17 protein-coding genes are annotated in these 20,330 nt (G+C 72.6%); 3 read left to right on the forward strand and 14 right to left on the reverse strand.

The genetic code is table 11. The annotated features are described in order from the left end of the window. From ACIBJC_RS33425 to ACIBJC_RS33455, 7 genes are all read right to left on the reverse strand, one after another. Complete coding sequence (locus ACIBJC_RS33425) at positions 1-1,437, reverse strand: NADase-type glycan-binding domain-containing protein (protein ID WP_399299005.1); 1,437 nt, start codon at positions 1,435-1,437, stop codon at positions 1-3. Beyond that, positions 1,434-1,982, reverse strand: a complete 549-nt coding sequence (locus ACIBJC_RS33430; protein WP_399299217.1) for a phage tail protein — start codon at positions 1,980-1,982, stop codon at positions 1,434-1,436. Before ACIBJC_RS33430 ends, ACIBJC_RS33425 begins: the two co-directional genes overlap by 4 nt. Positions 1,983-2,053: 71 nt before the next feature. Continuing rightward, positions 2,054-4,012 (reverse strand): putative baseplate assembly protein, encoded by a 1,959-nt coding sequence (locus tag ACIBJC_RS33435; RefSeq protein ID WP_399299007.1) that lies wholly within the window; start codon positions 4,010-4,012, stop codon positions 2,054-2,056. Then, complete coding sequence (locus ACIBJC_RS33440) at positions 4,012-4,455, reverse strand: GPW/gp25 family protein (protein WP_329824302.1); 444 nt, start codon at positions 4,453-4,455, stop codon at positions 4,012-4,014. Before ACIBJC_RS33440 ends, ACIBJC_RS33435 begins: the two co-directional genes overlap by 1 nt. Continuing rightward, complete coding sequence (locus ACIBJC_RS33445; protein WP_399299009.1) at positions 4,455-6,320, reverse strand: VgrG-related protein; 1,866 nt, start codon at positions 6,318-6,320, stop codon at positions 4,455-4,457. Before ACIBJC_RS33445 ends, ACIBJC_RS33440 begins: the two co-directional genes overlap by 1 nt. Beyond that, on the reverse strand, positions 6,320-7,042 hold the full coding sequence (locus tag ACIBJC_RS33450; RefSeq protein ID WP_399299011.1) for a LysM peptidoglycan-binding domain-containing protein: 723 nt from the start codon (positions 7,040-7,042) through the stop codon (positions 6,320-6,322). The genes ACIBJC_RS33445 and ACIBJC_RS33450 overlap by 1 nt, the downstream gene beginning before the upstream one ends. A 2-nt stretch (positions 7,043-7,044) precedes the next feature. Continuing rightward, the gene (locus tag ACIBJC_RS33455) at positions 7,045-7,485 is read right to left on the reverse strand and encodes a phage tail protein (RefSeq protein ID WP_399299013.1); all 441 of its coding nucleotides are present in this window, start codon (positions 7,483-7,485) and stop codon (positions 7,045-7,047) included. 391 nt (positions 7,486-7,876) lie between these two features. On the opposite strand from ACIBJC_RS33455, the gene ACIBJC_RS33460 reads away from it, so the two are divergent. Beyond that, entirely contained in the window at positions 7,877-9,949 is a 2,073-nt protein-coding gene (locus ACIBJC_RS33460; protein ID WP_399299015.1) for a hypothetical protein, read from the forward strand. A 487-nt stretch (positions 9,950-10,436) separates the two neighbouring features. Further along, a complete protein-coding gene (locus ACIBJC_RS33465) occupies positions 10,437-10,946 on the forward strand; it encodes a hypothetical protein (protein ID WP_399299017.1) in 510 nt (169 codons plus the stop codon). 567 nt (positions 10,947-11,513) lie between these two features. On the opposite strand, the gene ACIBJC_RS33470 is transcribed toward ACIBJC_RS33465, so the two are convergent. The 4 genes from ACIBJC_RS33470 to ACIBJC_RS33485 all read right to left on the reverse strand — a co-directional run bounded on the left by ACIBJC_RS33470 (position 11,514) and on the right by ACIBJC_RS33485 (position 14,432). Then, positions 11,514-11,672 (reverse strand): DUF6760 family protein, encoded by a 159-nt coding sequence (locus tag ACIBJC_RS33470; protein ID WP_329824309.1) that lies wholly within the window; start codon positions 11,670-11,672, stop codon positions 11,514-11,516. After that, complete coding sequence (locus ACIBJC_RS33475; RefSeq protein ID WP_399299019.1) at positions 11,669-12,175, reverse strand: hypothetical protein; 507 nt, start codon at positions 12,173-12,175, stop codon at positions 11,669-11,671. The genes ACIBJC_RS33470 and ACIBJC_RS33475 overlap by 4 nt, the downstream gene beginning before the upstream one ends. Next, positions 12,175-12,618, reverse strand: a complete 444-nt coding sequence (locus ACIBJC_RS33480) for a phage tail protein (RefSeq protein WP_329824311.1) — start codon at positions 12,616-12,618, stop codon at positions 12,175-12,177. Before ACIBJC_RS33480 ends, ACIBJC_RS33475 begins: the two co-directional genes overlap by 1 nt. A gap of 185 nt (positions 12,619-12,803) precedes the next feature. Beyond that, positions 12,804-14,432 (reverse strand): phage tail sheath family protein, encoded by a 1,629-nt coding sequence (locus ACIBJC_RS33485; RefSeq protein ID WP_399299022.1) that lies wholly within the window; start codon positions 14,430-14,432, stop codon positions 12,804-12,806. Positions 14,433-14,818: 386 nt separating this feature from the next. On the opposite strand from ACIBJC_RS33485, the gene ACIBJC_RS33490 reads away from it, so the two are divergent. Beyond that, the gene (locus tag ACIBJC_RS33490; protein ID WP_399299023.1) at positions 14,819-16,363 is read left to right on the forward strand and encodes a hypothetical protein; all 1,545 of its coding nucleotides are present in this window, start codon (positions 14,819-14,821) and stop codon (positions 16,361-16,363) included. 78 nt (positions 16,364-16,441) lie between these two features. On the opposite strand, the gene ACIBJC_RS33495 is transcribed toward ACIBJC_RS33490, so the two are convergent. The 3 genes from ACIBJC_RS33495 to ACIBJC_RS33505 all read right to left on the reverse strand — a co-directional run bounded on the left by ACIBJC_RS33495 (position 16,442) and on the right by ACIBJC_RS33505 (position 20,295). Next, positions 16,442-18,571, reverse strand: coding sequence for an ATP-binding protein (locus ACIBJC_RS33495; protein ID WP_399299025.1), 2,130 nt, complete (start codon positions 18,569-18,571; stop codon positions 16,442-16,444). A 4-nt stretch (positions 18,572-18,575) separates the two neighbouring features. After that, a complete protein-coding gene (locus ACIBJC_RS33500; RefSeq protein WP_399299027.1) occupies positions 18,576-19,301 on the reverse strand; it encodes a DUF4255 domain-containing protein in 726 nt (241 codons plus the stop codon). Between the two features lie 355 nt (positions 19,302-19,656). Next, the gene (locus ACIBJC_RS33505; RefSeq protein WP_399299029.1) at positions 19,657-20,295 is read right to left on the reverse strand and encodes a LuxR C-terminal-related transcriptional regulator; all 639 of its coding nucleotides are present in this window, start codon (positions 20,293-20,295) and stop codon (positions 19,657-19,659) included. Positions 20,296-20,330 lie beyond the last annotated feature (35 nt).

Consider the following 20,330-nt stretch of genomic DNA (forward strand, 5'->3'; position numbering starts at 1 on the left):
TCAGCCGTCGTTCGAGCTGGAGCGGCGGAAGAACTCGATCTCCGCGATCGAGACCTGCTTGTCGGGGCCCGTGCCGTACGCCGAGCGGATGATGAAGCGGACGCTGGACACCTCGCCCACGCGGAACTTCCGGCGCTGGGGGCCGCTCACCTGGTCCAGGACGATCTGGCGGGTGAACTTCGTGCCGTCGGCCCTCGTGACCAGCGCGTCGACCCGGTGCGGCAGCGCGGCCTCCGTCAGGTCGGTGGACCGCTTGGAGATGCCCGAGGTGATCATCAGGTCCAGCAGGCGGGTGGGCTCCTGGAAGCGGGCCTCGACCCACTCGCCCTCGGCGCCCTCCGAGATACCGGGGCCCCACCAGGAGTTGCTGATCTTGTCGAAGACCAGCTTCGCGTCGTGGTCCTTGAAGGAACGGGACGCCGCCACCGTGTCCGGGCTGACCTGGGCGCGCTTGGCGAAGTGGTCGCGTGCGGCGTTCCACGCGTTGTCGACGTTGAAGGCGGCGAACACCAGGAGCCCCAGCGCGAGCGCGCCGGCGATCCAGCTGAAGATACGACCGATACCGCGCCGCAGCCTCGGGCGGTCCCCGGCCCACGGGGCAGGGCGCTCGCCGGCGCCCCACCACATACGGCGCCACCAGGGAAGCGGCGCGTCCGCGACCTGGGTGCGGTCCGTGAGGGCCATGGCGCAGCGGCGGCAGAAGTGGCGGTCGGGGCGGTTGCCGGTGGAGCACCAGGGGCACGGAGGGCCGGTCTCGTCGGCCGGTTCCGCGCCGGGGGCCTGGACGCGGGGGCGGGCGGCGGCGGGGCGGCCCGGGAGGACCGGTGCCACGTCCGGCGTCGCGACGGGCCCGTTCGGGTCGGCCACGGGCACGAGGAGGGCCCTGGCGCGCTCCGCGTCCCCGGCGGAGGACGCGGAGGACGAACTCGCCGCCGGGGCCGAGGTGGCCGACGGCGGCTGCTGCGAGCGGGTCGGGATGGTGGGCGTGGTATCCGGCTCCTCCGTGTCCGGCTCCACGATGTCCGGTATGTGCGCACGCCGTGCCGGAGTGCCCGGCGTCCGGTCGTCCGGCGTCCGGCCCTCCGGTGTCCCGTCCTGCGGCGCGTGGTACTCCGGCGCGTTCCGCGGTGTGCGGTCCTGCCGCGCCTGGTCCTGCCGCGCCCGGTCCTCCGGCGCCGGGTCGCGCGGCTCCCCGGGCTCGGCGCGGGCGGGTTCGGGCGCCGCGTCCGCGGACGCCCCCGTCGCCGCCGCGCCCGTCGAACGTCCGGTCGTCGGCGTCCAGTTCAGGACCGCCCCGCAGCCGTCGCAGAACGACTCGCCCGGGTTCGGTCGCGTACCGCACTCCGCGCAGTTGCCCGCTCTGAGCCCGGACTTCCCCGGTTCCTCGGGTCCGGGCGCCGGCGAGGGTGATGGCGAGGAAGAAGTCTGGCTGGTCACCTGTCGGACGTCCTTTCGGCGACGGTCACCTGGACCGTGTAAGGCATATGGGCGGGGCGGGCCGCCGCGACCAGGCGTTCCAGCCGGTGCGCGTCGGCCGGGCCCGGGTTGGGCAGCCGTACGGTGACGTTCAGTGCGGGTCTGTGCTCTCCCGGGACCGTTCCCAGCGGGCGCGCTTCCCAGGTGGCCGCGCCGCTCTCGGTGATCTCCGGCTCCACGCCGAAGACCAGTCGGATCGCCTCCGCCAGCCCGCGCCGCGTGCCGCGGATACGGTGCAAGCGTACGGCCGCCGAGACCGCGGCGCGCAAGGCCGCCGTCGTCTCCGGATCGGGGAGGTCGCCCGACGCCAGGGCGGCATCGTAGCCGCCGGTCTCCGCTCCCACCCAACTCCCCAGCCAGCGGGTGAAGTCGGCCGGGGCCAGGGACGGGACGAAGTAGGTGTCCAGGCAGTCCAGGACGTTGTGGAACGGCGCCCACACCTCGTCCAGGCCCGCCACGAAACGCTGCGCCAGGTCGTCGTCGGCGAAGACCGCGGGGAGCCTCATGCCCAGCGGGGACGACGAGGCCAGGCCGTCCACCGAGCCGCGCGTGCTCGTCGCCGCGACGCCGTCGCCGGTCACGACGCGTCGCCGATCACCCGGACGCGGTGGTCGAACGAGAAGACCAGCGCCGGGGCCTGGAGGTCGATCCGCTCCGTCGGGTCACCGCGCTTGCCACTGAGCGGGTCGGCCGGGTGCAGCAGCACCTCGTCCACCAGCTCGACGCCCGGCACCCGTTGGAGTACCGCGAAGATCTCGCCCGCCTGCACCGGACGCCCGAACGGCCAGCCCGTGCCGTGCGCGCCACCGGTCAGCGGATCGAGATGGCGGTAGAGCGCGTCGTGCGCCTGGCGGCGTACCCGGTCGGTGTCGGTGCCCCGGAAGGCGTGCACCGTGGCGACGACGGTCACCCCCTGGTAGTACGGCGGGCCGACCGCCAGCCGGGTCCCGATCAGGCGGCGTTCGTCCAGATAGCGGGTGATCCGGGCCAGCAGGGCGTCGCTCGGCACGAGTTGCTCGAAACGCAGCCGCCCGCCCGGGTCCGAGACGGCCTGCGGCACCACCAGGACGCGTACGGCGTGCGCCCCGTGCTGGTCCGGCTCCGCCTCCAGACAGGTGATACGGGCCGTCTCGGGCGCCGCGCGCCGGGCCAGTTCCTCGTAGTCCCGCAGCGTGACGGCCCGGTCCTGGGCGCTGAGCGCGATCGGGGCCCGGAGCTTCGCCTCCTCGACGCTCTCGCCGTCGACACCGCCCCGCGCGGCCTCCCGGTTGTTCACCTCGGAGACGTACGGGACGGAGTCGCGCAGCAGCCGGATCGCGCCGCGCGCCACATTGCCCGCCTTGCCGCCGCCCGTACGGTAGCGGTTCGCCCGGATCGGGGCGCCCTTGGGCGGGACCGCCCCGTACTGGCGCATGGTGCCGTCCGCCTCGCGTACGGCCGGTCCGAAGGCGATCTCACCGGTGGTCGCGTCGAGCGTGAAGTGCCGGTCGTCGGGGCCGGAGGCGGCGAAGTGGCCGACGGTCTCCCAGTCGGTCCAGCCGTCGCGCTCGGCGACCTGGAGCAGCAGCGGGGGCACGTCGCCGACGACGGGCGTACGGGCCAGCCGCAGCCGCAGCCCCGGCAGCCCGGTGGCCTCGCCCAGCGCCTCGTCGCGCACCGTCTCGGCGTGCACGACGCTCGTGGTGCCGCCGATGGTGAACGCCTCGGAGGAGCGGACGGTGGGCGAGTTGGTGTAGAACGGCTGGTCCTGGAGCGGCTCCGTGACCCGGCAGCGCAGCCACCCGGCCTCGCGCCGCGCCGTACGGGAGAGCGCGTGGCCGCCGGGGACGTGCAGCACGACCTCGCCGGGGCGGTTGAGGCCACCGGTGGTGTCCCGCTCGACATCGCAGGCGACCCAGCCGTCCGCCGTCCACGCCTCCCAGACCAGCGGGGGCTGCCGGGGGTCGACACCGACACCGTCCACCTGGCTGTCGAGCTCGATGACGACCGCGCAGTCCGGTACGGCGGCGCTGAGCCCGAACAGCACGCGGTCGCCGGGGCGCGGGGACTCCCCGAAGCAGTGCACGTCGTTGGCCTCGGCGAGGTCGGAGGTGTGGTCGACCGGCTGGTCGCCCTCCCGCTGCGTGACGAGGTACGACAACTCGCACGGGATCACCGTGAGTTCGCGTTCGGTGGCGAAGACGACCGATTCCTCGTCGTGGGCGCGGGACGAGGCGACCTCGGTGCCCGTCGCCACGATCAGCGGCTGCTCCTGCGGCGCCGACAGCCAGAACGTGACATCGGCGCGCGCCGCCGACGGCGGGAAGAGGGTGATCCCGATGAGGTCGAGGAACGCGAGGTGGTTCTTCTCGGGCACCCGGTTCAGCCGGTACACGATCTGGTCGGCCATGTGCGCGACCGTCTCGACGAGGGTGACTCCCGGGTCCGAGACGTTGTGGTCGGTCCACTCGGGGGCGCGCTGCTGGATGTACCGCTTGGCGTCGTCCACGAACTGCTGGAAGCGGCGGTCGTCGAGGTTCGGGGAGGGGAGGGCCATCAGCGGTCGTTTCCAATGTGTGCGTCGGACGTGCCGGACCCCTCGGGTCCGTCGTGGGAGGGGATGACATAGAACGGGAAGACCAGGCTGCGCGGGTTGTTGGTGCCCCGGATCGCGTAGCGCACGTCGATGTAGAGCACGCCGTCGTCGTCCCCGGCGGTCACCGTGACGTCCTCCACCTCGATGCGCGGCTCCCAGCGGTCGAGGCTGGAGTACACCTCGTGCTGGATCCGGCCGGCGGTGGCCTCGTTGACCGGGGCGAAGACCATGTCGTGGATGGCGCAGCCGAATTCGGGCCGCATCGGGCGCTCGCCCGGAGCGGTGGCGAGGACGAGCCGGATGGCCTCCTCGACCTCGCGCTCCCCGCTGACCATGGCGATGCCACCGGTGGGGCTGATGCGCATCGGGAAGGCCCAGCCGGAGCCCACGAACTGTTCGGCCATCAGACACCTCCTACGGTCAGGATCGGCTTCATCTTGGAGGTGACCAGGGGCGCGTTCAGACCGATGCTGATGGCGGAGCCGATCATGATGGCTGCCGGAGAATTCACGTTCACCCCGGCCGTGCCGAGGAGGGACAGCGCGGTGCCCCTGATGTTGAGCGGGCCGCCGGCGGCGATGCTCATCACCCCGCCGCTCTGGATCGACAGTCGCCCGCCCGCCGACAGGGACAGACTGGTGCCCGCCCTGACGGACACCGACGTGGATCCCTTGATGGACACCTTCCCCGCGCTGTCCACGGTGATCTCGGTCTTCGTCCGGTCCAGGTTGATGGTGAGCCTGTTGTTGCCGGTGGAGAGCCGCACCCCGCGCTTGCGGCCCACGCCCTGGTCGAGCAGGTCGATACGGTTGTTGCTGCGGTCGGCCAGGGTGCGCCGGGTGACCTTGCCGCGTGTCGCGTCGTACGGCGGCTCCGCGACGGGGCCGGGCTTGTCCTGGCCGTTGTAGAGGCCGCCGATCACGAACGGGTGGTCGAGGGCGCCGCGGTCGAACGCGACCAGCACCTCGTCGTTGACGTCCGGGCCGATGAGGCCGCCGCCCTTCGCCCCGCCGAACTGGACCGTGCGGACCCAGTCGGTGGTGTACGTGTCGTCCAGCCACGGGAACTTCAGCTTGACCCGCCCCTGCTTGAGCGGATCCTTGATGTTGGTGACCAGGGCGTTGGCGACGCTCGGTATCCGGGACGTGTCCCCCCCGCCCGCTCCCCCGCCGGAGGTGAGCCCGTACAGCGAGCGCCACTGGCGCCCGGTGACGGTCAGGTGCGTCAGGTAGTGCTCCTGGTCACCGAAGGTGTGGCGGGCCCCGGTGACCGTGTACTTGCCCTCGAAGGGCTCGCCCACGTCCGCGAGGGTGACCGGGATCCCGGGACGCAGCTCGGGGTTGCCGCGCGCCATGACGTCCACCTCGGCAAAGGAGGAGGTGACGTCGTCGGAGAGCGACTTGGCCGCCTTGTCGGTCTCGGCCGTGCTGTCGTAGGGCTGGTCGGTCGCGACGAGCCGGGCCTTGCCGAAGCGCGCCGTCACCTGGGCCGGGGTCGTACCGATCTTGAAGCCGTCGTTCTTCAGGGCGTTCGCCGTGCTCACGGCCTCCTTCTTGTCCTGGACGCTCCAGCCGCGGACCTCGACCTGGGCGACCTGGTCGGCCGAGGTGACCGCCGACCGGCAGCGCAGGATCTCCACCCCGCCCGCCAGGACGAACGGGCTCTTGTCGCTGGGGGTGCTCACCGGCGGGGCGGAGGCGGCCGGCTTCCGCTTGACGAACTGGAACTTGCCCTCCGAGTTGATGTACATCACCATCTCGGCCTCGTCCGCGAGCCGCTGGACGAACTCCCAGTCCGTGACATTGGGCTGGCTGATGAACTCGTACTTGGCGCCGGAGGACTCGACCTTGCCGAGCGGGACATTGCTCTTGCGGGCCAGTTCCTTCGCGATGTCGCTGCCGGACTTGTTGAAGTACGCCTTCACCCGCCGCTGCCGGAACATGCGGTGGCCCTTGTCGTAGCCACGGATGACCGTGAAGGTACCGGAGGCGTCGTAGTCCGTCTCCAGGGCGGTGATCTCAGCGGTGATCAGCGGGTTCTGCGCGCCGTCGCCGTCCGTGACGGGCGCGATGACCACCTGCTCCCCGATCTTGGCGTTCAGATCGCCGAGAAGCTTCCTCTTCTGGTCACGGAAGGTGAGCTGGAACGCGCCCGGCACCCCGGCGCCGAAGTCGACCCAGCCTCCCACGAGTTGCTTGTCCTCGGGAGACTTGAGCTTCTTGCCCGCGATCTTCACGTAGAGGATCGAGGAGAAACCGATCTCGGGCATCAGGCTTCCTCCTCCTCACCCGCGGGAAGCATCAGTTCGGTGCCGGGGGGCAGCACCGACGGGTTGTCGATGCCGTTGGCCTCGGCGATCGTGCGCCACGCGTTGGCGTCCCCGTACTCCCGCCAGGCGAGCGACTGGAGCGAGTCGCCCGCCACCGACCGGTGCACCCGCCGGGAGGTGAGCGCGCCCGAGGTGGGGTTCTGGCCGAGCGTGTCGCTCGGGATCTCGTGCAGGCTCACCTGACAGGTGGCGCGGATCGGCATCCCCGTGGTGTTGAAGAGAGTGTACGAGGCTTCCACCGAACTCACGTACGCGTTGAAGCGCGCGGTGGAGAAGGAGCCCCACTCGAAGATCACCCACGGGGTGGAGGGCTGCTTCGCCGCGATGCTGGCGGTGGTCGTCTCGCAGCAGGAGAAGAGCGATTCGACCTTCTTGCGCACGTCGTTGCTGTCCGGGTCGTCCGAGCGGTCGAGGAAGATCTCCACCGTCATCTCCCGGGGCTCGGGCCCCATGAACTCCGGGACGGCGCCGTCGCGTACGGCGGCCGTGGGCGTGGTCTTCCAGTTCGACCGCCGGGTCAGCGACAGTTGGGACGGGTTGAAGTCGAATTCGAACATCTTCATCAGCGCACCGGGCTTGGTGCTGCTGCCGATCGGCGGCTGATGGATCGCGAGTGTCGCCTTTACCAGGCTGTCACCGATACCGAAGCTGCTGAGGTCCATGGTTAACCCTCTCCTCCGGCTTCCGTGAAGCCGTGATGCGCGATCTCCAGGACCTCCGTCGCCACGGCGGGACTGTTCGGGTCGAAGGACGGCCCGCGCCAGCTCACCGGAAGGACGTCGAGCAGCCCCCACTGGGCGACGATCGAACCGTCGGCGCGCAGCGCGACGATCTGCGCGGTGGGCCGGGTCACCCCGGTGGTGATGGAGGAGATCCAGGCCGCGACCTTCGACGTCTCCGGGCGGAGCGGGCGCGTCAGCGTGATGTTGGAGAAACTGATGCGGGTCGGCAACTGCCAGACGAAGCTGTTGTTGCCGCCCTCCTGCCGCTGCTCGATCTCGACCTGGGAGGAGAGACCTTCGCAGCCGTTGAACGTGCCCAGGCTCTCACCGTCGATCGAGAGGTGGAAGAAGATGGTGGTGCCGGGATCGAGCTCCTGGGACATCCAGTGGGCCTTCCTGCGGTACGCGTGCGGGAGCGGGGTCGGTGGGGGTGGGTCAGGACGTCAGTGGTCGCGCAGCTTCCCGACCCGCTCACGGTCCTGCCGCAGTTCGGTACGGAGCAGCCGGGTCAGCGGTCCGATCAGCCGGTGAACCAGCTCCGCCATCTGATCCTCCTTCAGCTCACGGGGCCTGAACTGGCTGGTCACGGAGGGCGGAGTCGACGTCTTCGAGGAGTCCTGCCCCGAGGAGCCGTCGCCCGAGGACACGCTGTGCCGCGTCGACCCCCGCCCGGCGAACCCGCCGCCCTTCCCACGGGACCCGCCACGCCCCCCGGCATCCCGCTGTACCGCGACGTCATGCGGTACCGCGACGTCCCGCTGTACCGCGACGGACGTGGCGCGGCGCGGCGCGGACGCCGTGACGGGCGCGGGCGCCGCCGCCGGAGCGTGCCTGACGGACTGCGGGACGGCCGGGGGCGCCACGGACGGGGTCGCCGCCGCCCGCTGCACCGGGAGGTCCACGGGCGGCCGGGGCGCGGCGGGGGCGAGGGACACGACCCGGTGGGGCGCGGACGAGGGCGCGAGGGGGACGCTGACGCTGGTTGCGGGGGAACCCGTCGCCTGGACGCCGGGGGCCGGGGCGCCGGGGGCCGGGGCGCCGGGGGCGCTCATCACCGGCGTACGAACGAAACCGCCCGGGGCGGAAGGCGCCGGAGCGGGGGCCGGAGCCGGTCCCGAGGCCGCGCGCTGCACGACGGGGAAGGCCGGGGCCACACCGCTGAACCTCAGCCCGTCCGTACTGAGTTGTACGGGCGGGCCCTCCGGCACGGCGGCGGACGCCGGAGGCGCCGGTACGGAAGGGGGTACGGGAGCCGGGGCGGGCGGGCCGCCGCCGGTTCCGGTACCCGGGTGGGATGCGGAGCGCTGGACGGGGGTGTGCCGACCGGGCTGCGCGGGGCGCGGAGCGGCGGCACGCTGCACGGCGGGTACGGCCGGCTGCACGGTGGCCGACTTCACGGCGGCGCGCTGGACGGCCCCACCGGGCCCCGGAACGGACGGACCTGACGGGCCGGACGGACCTGACGGACCGGCGGCGTCGGCCGGTGCGGTACGGCGCAGCGGAACGGCGGCCGGGGACGCGGGGGCCACGGGAACCGAGGAGGTCAGCGGCCCGGAACGGGGCGCGGCCGGCAGCGGCCGGGCGGCGGCGCCGGGACCCGAGGCCGGAGCCTGGGCCGGTGTCGGGGACGCGCCGCCGGGCGCGGCGGCCCGCTGCACGGGAGCCGCCGGGCCCCTGGCACCGGGCGCGGGAGCCACGGCCCGCTGTACGGGAGCTGCGGAGCCGCCGGAAGCGGGAGCAGCGGCCGGGGAAGAACCGGAGGCGGAACCGGAACCGGAAGCAGAAGCGGAAGCTGCGGGCAGCTTTCGCAACGGTGTCCCGGCCGGACGCGGAGCCGCGGGCGCGGTACGGGACACGGGGGCCGAACCGGAGGAACGCGCCGTCATCACCGGCCGGGCGGAGCCCACCAGCGGAGCGGCGGGCGCGGGGCCCGGCCGGAGCACCGAGGGGGCCTCCGCCGACGCGCTGGTGACGGCCGACGCGCCCTGCGACGGCGCCCGCTGGACGGACGGGGCGGACGGAGTGGCCGGGGCGGCCGGGGCGGCCGGAGGCGGCGCCACAGGCAGCGCGGACGGCGCGGGCGCACCGCTCGTGGGAGCGGGCGCGGAGACCGGGACGGGCACGGAGACGGGAGCCGCCGCAGGACGTGCCGGACCGGCCGGACTCGGCGCTGACAGGCCCGAGGCCGATCCGGAACGCGAAACGGAAGCCGACGCCGACGCCGACGGTGCGGAGGCGGAGGAAGAGGAAGAGGAAGGAGCTGAAGCAGGAGACGGGGCAGGGGCGTTCGCGGCAAGCCGCTGCACCGGCGGAGCGCTCGTCGGCCCGCCGGACGGGCCGGCCGAACCGGGAGCACGCACAACGGGAGCCGCCGGAACCGAAGGGCCGATGGGCGCGGCCAGGCCGGGGCGGACCACCGGTTCCGGTCGGGCCGGCCCCGGGCTCGTGCGCGGGGCACCCGCGTCGCCGGGAGCGGCGGAGCGCTGCACAGGCGCGGCGCCACCACCGGAACCGGCGACCGGCGGCACGGGGCCCGGCCCGCCGGTGGAGGCGTCAGGCGCCGCGAGCCGCTGCACCGGAGCGGTTCCACCGGCCGCGGGGCTCGGCGTTCCGCCGGAGGTACGCGGGCCCGGCGCGGCGGGAGACGACCCGCTCGCCCCAGGACGGACCGGGGCCGCAGGACTCGGCGTGCCCGCACCAGTGCCCGTACCAGCGCCGGTACCGGCGGCCGGGGCCGATCCGGTGCCGGAGGAACCGGACGCGCCAGGCGCGGTGAGCCGCTGCGCGGACGGCCGGGCGGGCGGCGGGGTGGCCGCACCGCCGGACTGCTTCCGCGGAGCCCGCTGAACCATCGGCGGCCGTCCCGAACCGGGTGTACCGGACACGGGGGCGCCCAGCAGGGAACGGCGCGGCGGCATCGGTGTCGAGGCCGAGGAAGAAGGCGACGAAGAGGAGGAAGAGGAGGCCCCGGAGGGCGGCGGTACGGCGGGGCCCGCGCTGGGCGCGCCCAGCGCGGTCGAGCGGCTGCCGGAGCTACGGGGCGCTGCGCTGCGCTGCACAGGCGCCGGGGCCACCGGAAGAGCGGGTTCCGCCGACGGCGTGGGCCGGGCGGGACCACTGCGCGGAGGCGTCGGGGCGGCTGTGGGCGTCGGGGCGGCCGGCGGCGTGGCCGGGCCCGTCGCGCCCTGCGGCCCCGCGGGCCGGGGCCCGGGGCCCGGCGGGACGACCGGGGCCGATCCACCGCCCGCACCGCTGCCCGAATCGCCCTCGGGCTCGCCACCGGACGGCTTCGGACCGGGCGCGACGGCGCGCTGCACCGGAGCCACCGGAGCGGATGCCGGAGGGGCGGGCGCGGCCGGAGGAGGCGTCACGGGCACGGGAGCCGGGCTCGTACGAGAAGCGGGCGACGGCGCGGCGGCCCCGGACGCGGAAGGCCCAGGCACGGAAGGCCCGGACGCAGCCGACGACCGAGCGGGCCGGGGCGGAACAGGCGCAGGCGCGGGTGCAGGAGCAGGCGCGGCCACCGGCGGCGCAGAGGCTGCCGCAGAAGCCGAAGCCGAAGCCGAAGCCGAAGGAGAAGCCGAAGGAGAGGAAGAAGCCGAAGCAGAAGGAGAAGAAGCAGGAGCCGCCGTGCGCGGCGCTTCCGTACGGGGAGCAGCGGTACGGGGAGCAGCCGTGCGAGGAGCCGTCGTACGGGGCGCGGCCACAGGAAGCACCCGGCGCTGCGCGGTACGCGGCGCGGGAGCCCGGGTCAGGGCGCGCTGCACGGGCGCGGGGGCCGGCGTGGCCCCGGAAGTGGAGCCGGAAGCGGAAGAGGTGGCGGGTCGGGGGCGTACGGGGGTGACCCGGGGGCCCGTCGCACGCTGGATCGCGGAGGCCGCACGGAAACCACCCGCACCGCCGGTACCGCCCGTACCGCTCGCATCCGGCGCACCGGCACCCGCGACCGCGTCGTCGACCACCGCGACCGGCAGCGCGAGCGAGGGCTCACCGAGTCCGCCGGACCTGGAGGCCGAGGCGGGTGTCAGGGCGTCCCGGATCAGACCGGTCGGCGCGCTGTCGAGGACGGCGTGCGAGAGCGTCCCGGTGAAGGAGGGGTTCTGCCAGGTGGCGAGCGTCCCCGAGAAGGTGGCGGACGCGACCGCGTGCGAGGCCGGGGCGCGCTGGATCGGCGGCAGCGCGGCCCAGCCCCGCCCCCCGGCGGGCGCCACGGAAGCGGACCCTGAACCGGAACCGGAAGAACCGGAACCGGAAGCGGGCCCGGCGACGCCGGCACCGGAGCCACCGGCGTCCGAACCCGAGGTGTCAGGAACAGGGGCGGGGGACGGCCGTACGCCGTCCCCGTCCCCACCCACGGCACTGGCACCGGAGCCACCACGGCCCCGGCCCCGGAACCGGTCGAACATACCCATTACCGCTCCCCCGTCGCGCGCGTCACCAGCGTGGCGATCTGTTCGGCGTACCGCCGACGCTCGCGGTGTTCGAGGTCCAGGATGTCCTCCAGGCTCCAGTGGAAGTGGTAGGCGATGTACGCGACCTCCTCATGGATGCGGTCGGTCGCGTACGTCACGATTCCCCCAGGCGGCTCCCGCCGAGTTCGACCTCGAACGGCTGCTCGCAGTGCGGGCAGGTGACCCCGGCCCTCGTGTGGCCCTCGGCATTGATCTGACGGTAGAAGTCTTGGAGGAAGGCGAGGTCGGAGGCGAACATGTTCTCCACCACGCCGTCGTGCACCATGGGCACACCGCCCAGCCGGGTGATGACCCGGCCGAGCAGGACCACCGACAGATACGCGGGGTTCTGCTGAACCCGCAGATCCGTCAGCGGGATCAGTTCGTCCCGTGCCGTCGCCAGACGCATCGTCCCGTCACGGTGCACGACGCCTTCGCTGTCCACGTATCCACGCGGCAGTTCGAACGCGAACTCCGTACGCATCCGCTCCCTTTCAGGCTCCCGCCGCACGGCGGGTTCCGGTGCCGGGGCAGGGGCCGGCGCCGGCGCGGGCGTCTCCGCCTGCGCCGGTGCCGGAACCTCGTCCCCCGGAGCGGACTTGGTAGGTACCCCTCGGCGCATTACTCGATTGACATTTCTTCGTAGGTGATCGTGACGGTCTCGGTGAGCGTGCCCGCCTCACCGGCCTTCAGCGCGCTGCCCTCGACGGCGCAGCACCAGGCGTTGCGCATGTTGTAGCGCCGCACCGGGTTCATCTGGTAGTCCATCACCACGATGGTGGCGTTCTTGCGCGCCGACCCCATGTCACCGCGGATCGAGTCCTTGATCCAGGTGTCGAAGGCGTCGGACATCGTCATACCGCGGACGACCGTGGCCTCGCCCGCGACCTGGACGCCGGGCGCCTTGGAGGTCGTCGGCTGGCCCTGGGCCGAGTTCGACTTGCTCTCGATGACGTCCTGCTTCATCGTCAGGCCGGTCGCCTCCTGGAGGTACTCGACCAGGACGCCGTCGATCTGCAGTCCGAAGTTGTGTGAAGTAAAAGAGTCATGAGGCTGAAGACTCATGGAGCGTGCTCCTTCTGCTACCGCTACCGCTGTCGCTACTGCTGCCGCTACCGCTTACGCCGTCGCGCTTCCTGTTACCGCTCCAGCCGCCGTCACCGCTGTCACCGCGGCCACGGCGGCCACCGCTTCCGCCCGTCGGGCGAACCGGCCGGCGGAGAACCGCCGGCCGGCGAAGAAGCCGCCTGTCACTCCTCCAGCTCGCTGCCGGCACCGGAGATCTGCGCCAGCCGGAAGATCACGAACTCGGCCGGCTTGACCGGCGAGACGCCGATCTCGCACATCACACGGCCGAGGTCCACCGACTCCGGCGGGTTGGTCTCCTCGTCGCACTTCACGTAGTACGCCGCTTCCGGCGTGGCGCCGAAGAGCGCGCCGCTGCGCCACTCGGTGATCAGGAACGCCGAGATGTTGCGGCGGATACGGGCCCACAGCGCGTGGTCGTTCGGCTCGAACACCACCCACTGCGTACCGATGAGGATGGACTCCTCCAGGTAGTTGAAGTACCTGCGGACGTTGAGGTAGCGCCAGGCCGGGTCGGAGCTCAGGGTACGCGCACCCCAGACGCGGATACCGCGGCCGGGGAAGGAGCGGATGCAGTTGATGCCGAGCGGGTTGAGCAGGTCCTGCTCGCCCCGGGTGACCTGCATCTCCAGGTCGACCGCGCCGCGTACGACCTCGTTGGCGGGGGCCTTGTGCACACCGCGCTCGAAGTCGTTACGGGCCCAGATGCCCGCCACGTGACCGCTCGGCGGGATGAGCCGCGTCTTGCCGGTGGCCGGGTCGAAGGCCTTGATCCACGGGTAGTACAGCGCCGCGTACTTGGAGTCGTAGTTGGACGTCTCCTGGCGCCACACCCGGATCTGACGGGCGTTGAGGCCCGGCGGCGGGTCGATGATGGCGAGCCGGTCGCCCATCATCTCGCAGTGCGAGATCAGGCCGAGCTGGACGGCCTTGACGGACTCCAGGTCGATGTCACCGCGCTGGTAGGCGGACATCAGGTCGGGGACGGCGACCATCGAGACCTCGTCCACCGCCTCAAGACCGCCGAAGCCGGTACGGTCCGCGGAGTCGCCCAGGTAGTGGGCGACGCCGACCTCCTCGGCCTCCACCGCGTCCGGAACGGCCGGGGCCGCGGCCGGCGCGGTGGGAACGGCGAGGGCGACCGTCTGGTTCTCCGGGCGGGCGAGCTGCGAAGCAGCGGCGGCCTCCACCACGGTGATCAGCTTGGAGCGTTCCTTGACCTGGGTGACCACATAGTTGCGGGCGCTCTTCTTGGCGGAGACGTCGAAGGTCTCGACGGGCTTCGCGCCGTCCTTGACGATCAGACGGAAACGCTCGGCCGGGCCTTCGCCCTCGGCGTCCGCGACCTCGACGCTGAGCGAACCGCTCTCGCCCGGCGCGACGGCCGACACCTTGAAGGTGCCGAGCGCCGTGGGCTCCGCGGCCGTCAGGGCCAGGGGCTCAGCGCCACCGGCGCCGACGGCCGACCGGCCGCGACGGCCGTTGACCGAGTCGGCGCCTTCGGCCGGCGCGCCCGACACTCCGCCGCGCGCACCGCCCACACGGACGACGTAGGCGGCGGCTCCGCCGTTGTTGAAGAAGCCGTACACCGAGTGGGCGAGGAAGTAGCCGTCGGTGAACTCACCGAAGGACGCGACGTACTGCGTCCAGTTGGTCACCAGCGTCGGCTCGTTGAGCGGTCCTTCCGGCGCCAGCCCGACAAAGGCGGCCACGGAGGTGCCCACACCCTCGATCGGACGCGAGCCGCTGGCCACCTCTTCCACGTATACGCCCGGCGACAGGTAAGACGGCATGCTCTGCTCTCCTCGGGGTACAAGACAAGTCGTCATCTCACTGTCACGCGCGTACCCGCAGGTTGAAACGTCCTGCGGTACCTGACCGAGGGCATGTTCTCTGCCCTCGGCGGCGGGAACCGCCCGCGCGGGGTGTGACCACGGCGAGGCGCAGGGCCATCGCACCAGGGCGCCGGGCCGGAAAGCCTGCCTCTTCGGGCATCCGGACGGTCCCGCCGGACAGTTGACCATGCCTGACCCGGCGGGTTCCGCGAGCCCCGGCGGGCACGGCCCCCGGCGCGTACCGGACGGAAGGCCCCGAGGGCAGCCGCCGGGGCCCCTTCGGGCAGCGGCCGTACCCGACGGCTTCTGACCCCGTCCCGCCCGGGGCCACTAGCGTCCGGGGGGTGACCATCTGGACAGCTCTGGAGCCCGCCTCGACCACCGTCGACCCGGGCAGCAGCACCACCGTACGACTGCGTCTGCGCAACACGGGTGATGTGGTCGACGAGTACCGCTTCGAGACGGTCGGTGAGGTCGCCCCGTACGTGACGGTGGAGCCCCCCTCGGTGCGGCTCTTCCCTGGCACGACCGGGGTCGTGGAGCTGACGTTCGCCCCGCCCCGTACCCCGGACTCGGTGGCCGGACCGCATCCGTTCGGGGTGCGGGTCATGCCCACCGAGCACCCGGAGGCCACCACGGTCACCGAGGGCAACGTCACCTTCACCCCGTTCATGGAGGTACGGGCCGAACTGGTCCCGCACACCGTCAAGGGGCGCTTCAGGGGCCGGCCCCGGCTGGCCGTCGACAACCTCGGCAACACCAAGCTCACCGCGTCGATCAGCGGCGGCGACACCGGCGACGAGCTCTCCTACGAGATCGTCCCCTCCAACGTCCAGATCGAGCCCGGCCGCGCGGCCTTCGTCGACGCGACGCTCAAGCCCAAGCGGATCACCTGGGCGGGGCAGAAGCAGCAGCGGCCGTACGAACTGGCGGTGCGGCGCTCGGGGACCGAACCCCTGCCGGTGAACGGGACGTACGAACAGCGCAGCGTGCTGCCGTACTGGCTGATGACCGCGCTGAGCCTGATGCTCGCGCTCACCATCGCCGGCGTCGTCCTCTGGTTCGCCTACAAGCCGCAGGTCCGCAGCGTCGCGCAGGAAGTGGCCCAGAAGCCGGTGTCGAGCGCGCTGCCGGAGGCTCCCGCTCCGAAACCGTCCGTCGAACTGCCGGAGGACGACACGCCCGCCGAGCAGCCGAAGACGGACGACGGGGACAAGGAGGAGAAGGAGGAGGAGAAGGGGGGCGGCGAGGAGCCCAAGGAGGAGAAGACGGGCGGTCCGCTGCCCATCACCTCGGAGGACAAGCCCAACCTCTTCGTCCAGTTCGCCCAGGTACGGCTGGCGAAGGGCGCCAGTGACTGCAAGCTGACCGGCGACTACACCGTCGGCAAACTGGACCCGGCGACCCAGGCGGCGCTGGAGTGCTTCCAGAAGTCCAACGACAAGAAGTACGGCACCTTCAGCGCGCTGGAGAAGACGGACGGGCTCGGCAACCTGGGCCGCACCACGATGACCGCGCTCCTGGCCGCCCACTTCGCCGGGAAGGAGACCCTGCCGCTGAAGCAGGGCGAGGAGGACCCGGAGGTGCCGTGGGTGCGGAACATCCTGCTCTGGGGCACCCAGGCGGAGATCGACAAGGGCGACCTGAACACCACGGTGCGGCTCACGAGGGCCAACATCGAGTATCTGCGGGGCGGTCCCGTGCTCAAGGAGACGGTGACCCAGCCCCTCGCGGCGTGGATCAAGTCGTACCAGTCGCAGACCACCACCGAGCAGACCGGGGTGCTCGACGGGATCACGCTCAACCAGATGAAGGCGGGCTGGACCAAGGAACTGGACAAGCCGGGCAGCGTGACGGCCGAGGAATGGCTCCCGGCGCCGATGGAGTGACGGTGAGGTGGCCGCCGCCCCGGCCCCGGTCCTGGCGCCATAACGCCGAGGCCGGGGCCGTCCCGTCCACCGGTCCGCCTACCAGTCCAGTTCGTCCAGTACCAGCCGGCCCGCCTTGCGGTACTCGCGCTGCGCGCCCGCCAGCAGGTCGGCGTTGGAGACGGACTCGCCCCGCCCCGCCGCCGCGTACGCGGCCGTGACGACCGCGCTGCGGATCGAACCGCCCGCCAGCTCGAAGTCCCTGGCGCACACCGACGGATCGATGTCGTCGACGCAGGGGACGTGCTTGAGGCTGTGGCGCCAGAGCGCGAGGCGCTGGGGCTGGTCGGGGAACGGGAAGTCGATCACGAGGTCCAGGCGTCGGGTGAACGCCTCGTCGATGTTGCCGCGCAGGTTCGTCGTCAGCAGCGCGATCCCGTCGAACGACTCCAGCCGCTGGAGCAGATACGCGCTCTCCATGTTCGCGTACCGGTCGTGCGCGTCCTTCACCTCCGAGCGCTTGCCGAAGACGGCGTCGGCCTCGTCGAAGAGCAGGACCGCGTCCGTGCGGTCGGCCTCGGTGAAGATCCGCTCCAGGTTCTTCTCCGTCTCGCCGACGTACTTGTCCACGATCGACGAGAGCTGTACGACGTAGAGGTCCAGGCCGAGTTCGGCGGCGACCACCTCGGCGGAGAGCGTCTTGCCCGTACCGGACCCGCCCGCGAACAGCCCCAGCACGCCGCGCCCGCGCCCGCCGCCCGCGCTGAGCCGCCAGTCACCGAGGACACGGTCACGGTTGCGGGAGCGCACGGCCAGTTCGTGCAGTTGCTCCAGCGGCTTCTCCGGGAGGACGAGGTCGTCCCAGGTGACGTCGGGACGGATCCGGCGGGAGTGCTGTTCCAGGCCGGACGCGGACTGCTGGCGGGCGGCGAGCCGTACGTGGGCCGCCGACAGCGGCGTACCGTCGAAGGCGGCCAGATCGAGCGCCGCGCGGGCCGCGCGGTTGATGCCTTCGTCCCCGAGGCGGTACGCGGCCACGACGGGCGTCAGATCGAAGCCCAGCTCCGTACCGCCCGCCGCCCCGCCGGTCCCCCGGGAGCCGCCCAGCGCCGCCGTCCAGGCCGCCAGGTTGCCCGCCCGCTGCCGGGGCGCGTCCAGCACCAGCGGTTCGCCGCCCCGCGCCCCGCTGTCGCACCACTGCGGGTCGTACGGACGGGTCCCCGCCAGCACCACCGTCACATCGGCGGCCGACAGCGCCCGTATCAGCTCCTGCGGCCTCTCGGGCAGCGAGGTGGCGACGATGGCGCGGCCGGACAGCCGCGCCTCGCGCAGCACTTCGGCGTACGGGACGGGCTCCCTCGGCGGGCGTTCCCCGGGCGGCTGATCGCCCTGCGGCCCCTCCCCCGCGGCCGGCGTGAGGTGCAGTGCTCCGATCCCGGCCGCGCCCAGGGCGGCGGTGGCGCAGCTCAGCCCGTCGCCCTCGCGGTGTTCGCGCAGATAGACCGTGCAGGGACCGGCCGCGAGTCGCGCGGCCAGCAGGTGGACCAACGGGTCGGTCGCGGCGCCGGTTCCGGTTGCGGACTCCGTCCCGGTGTACGGAAGCGGCCTGACCGTTCCGTCCAGCACCGTGTCCGCGGTGTCGTCGCCCAGCAGATGCGCCAGCACCCGCTCGGGAACGCGCAGGCTCCGGCTGAGGAAGGGGCGTTCGGGCTCCTCCACGATGAGCAGGCCCAGCGAGACCAGCGGCGCCGACGCGTGGAACCTGGCCCGCCCCGCGGCGGTGTGCGCGGGCACGCCCGACAGGTCGAGCGCGAGCCCGGTGGTCGCCCGGCGGCGGCTGACGTCGTCGTTGAGGTAGCCGTACAGCGCCTCGAAGGTCCGGTCGAGGTCGGGCGCGAGGGCGATCAGCAGGATCCCGGTGTCGAGTTCGCTGAGGCGCAGCCGCTGTGCGAGGTGGTCGAGCCGGTCGACAGGACCTGTCGACCCGTCCGGTCCGACCGACCCGTTCAGCCCGTCCGGTCCGTCTTCGGCCGCCCGGCCCGCCGGTTCCGGCGGGTCCGCCGGAACCGGGGGCACGGAGAGCAGCCGCCAGATCGTCTCCTCCGGCAGGTAGAGCCCGCGCATGGGGTCCGTGGCCGTCGGGTCGTCGGCGCTGCGCTGCTCGACCAGCCGCGCCACGCGCTCGCGCAGCCCGGCCAGCCGGTCGAGCAGCGGAGTTGCCTCGTTCATTCCGTCATTCCTTCGTGCCCGCGCCCGGGCCCGTGCTCGTGCCCGCGCCCGTACTCCTGCTCACGCCCTTGCCCTGGCCCGTGCCCATCCCCTTGCCCGTGCTCTTCCCCAGGTGCCGGGGGAGGTGGAACCGCTCGCGGCTGTCCTCCAGCGAGCCGTCCACGGCCCGGATCCGCACGCCCGCGCCTTCGGTGACCGGCGGGCCGACGTCGTACTCCGGGAAGGACGGGAAGGGCGCGGTGATCACCACGTCGAGCGAGGGCTTGAGTTCGCCGCCGAGCGCCGACCAGATGTCGGCGAGCGAGCGCGCCTCGGTGTGCAGCCCCGCGACGGACATCGGGATGGTGAGGCCGAGTTCGGCCAGGGCGCCCGACAACTCCTGCGGCGGGAGGAGTTCGCGGGGCAGGAGCGTGGCCAGTACGGCCGAGAGCAGCCGGTGTTCGTCCTGCGGGCGCTTGGTCCAGGCGGTGACGAGGTACGCGAGCCGGAACCAGCGGGGCGCCTCACGCCGCTTGAGGACGATGCCCCGGTCGTCGCGGACGGCCGCCGCGCCGCGCTCGCGCCGCCGGGTGTCCTCGCGGATGTCGTAGAGGTACGCGTCGATGATCGGGGCGTTCTGACGGGCCGCCCAGTCGCGGGTCGGGGCGTCGAAGGCGACCTCGACGCCGGACCCCGCGAGGGCGCCACTGGTCAGCAGGCGCTTGAGGACGTCGTCCACCTCGTGGATCACGGTCGCAGCCCTTCACATCGTCGCCGGTCGGTCACTCGTAGGCGGCCGGTCACTCGTAGGCATCCGGTCGCTCGGAGGCGGTCGGTCACTCATCGGTGGTCTTCATGGGGGTGTTCACAGGGGGTTTCATGGAGGTGGGGCGGTCGGTCGTCGGCCGACGGTCACGTTCCGCACCGGGACGCACCGGGCCCACGGCGGTCCCGTACACCCCTCGCGCCCCTCGGCGCGCCGGTGTGACAGCACGACATACCCCGGTCGATCGTGGACCGCGGGGCATCCGCTCCACGAGGCACGGGCGGGACGATCAAAGGGCACGCTCCTCTGCCCCCGAGAACCTTGACTCAGGTCCGATCCATCAGATGTAGCCTTCCCGCAAGGCATAGGCCACGGCATGGGCGCGGTTCCGGAGTTGCAAACGGGTCGTCAGACCGTGCATGACATTTTTGACGGTGCGTTCGGAGTACGACAGTTTGCTGGCAATCTCCCCGGTATCCATCCCCTCGGCGACCAGCCGGAGCACGTCCACCTCGCGCGGCGCCAGCCCCGAGGCGGGGGTGCCCGGCACGTTCGTCGTGCCGCGCTGCAACGTTCCGACCTGGGCGATCAGTCGTCCCAGCAGGTCGGAGGGGAGGTCGCCGTCGCCACGGGAGGCCGCCAGGACCGCCTGGAGGAGCCGGTGGCCGGTGGCCTCGCGCCGCCAGACGATGGCGCCGACGCCGCACTCGATCACCTGGAGCAGCTCGGCCTCGCGGATCATGCTGGTGACGAGGACGGCCCGGGTGCCGTCCGCCCTGATCAGCCGCCTCAGCCGGGACAGGGTGGGTTCGTCCAGCGCCTCGGCGAGCAGGACCGCGACCGTTCCCGGCCGTCCTGCGGCCTCCTCGACCAGCTCTATCTCCGGCTGTCTGCGGAGTTGGCTGGCGGCTCCTGCGAGGGAGAGCGGATCCGATGCGTGGACCTCGACCGGGATTCTGGCCGGGGTACGGAGAACCATTCCCTTACGTCCTTGCGTTAGCGGAACAATCTCTT

Source organism: Streptomyces sp. NPDC050509, from assembly GCF_044457965.1.
In the GTDB taxonomy this organism is placed as follows: domain Bacteria; phylum Actinomycetota; class Actinomycetes; order Streptomycetales; family Streptomycetaceae; genus Streptomyces.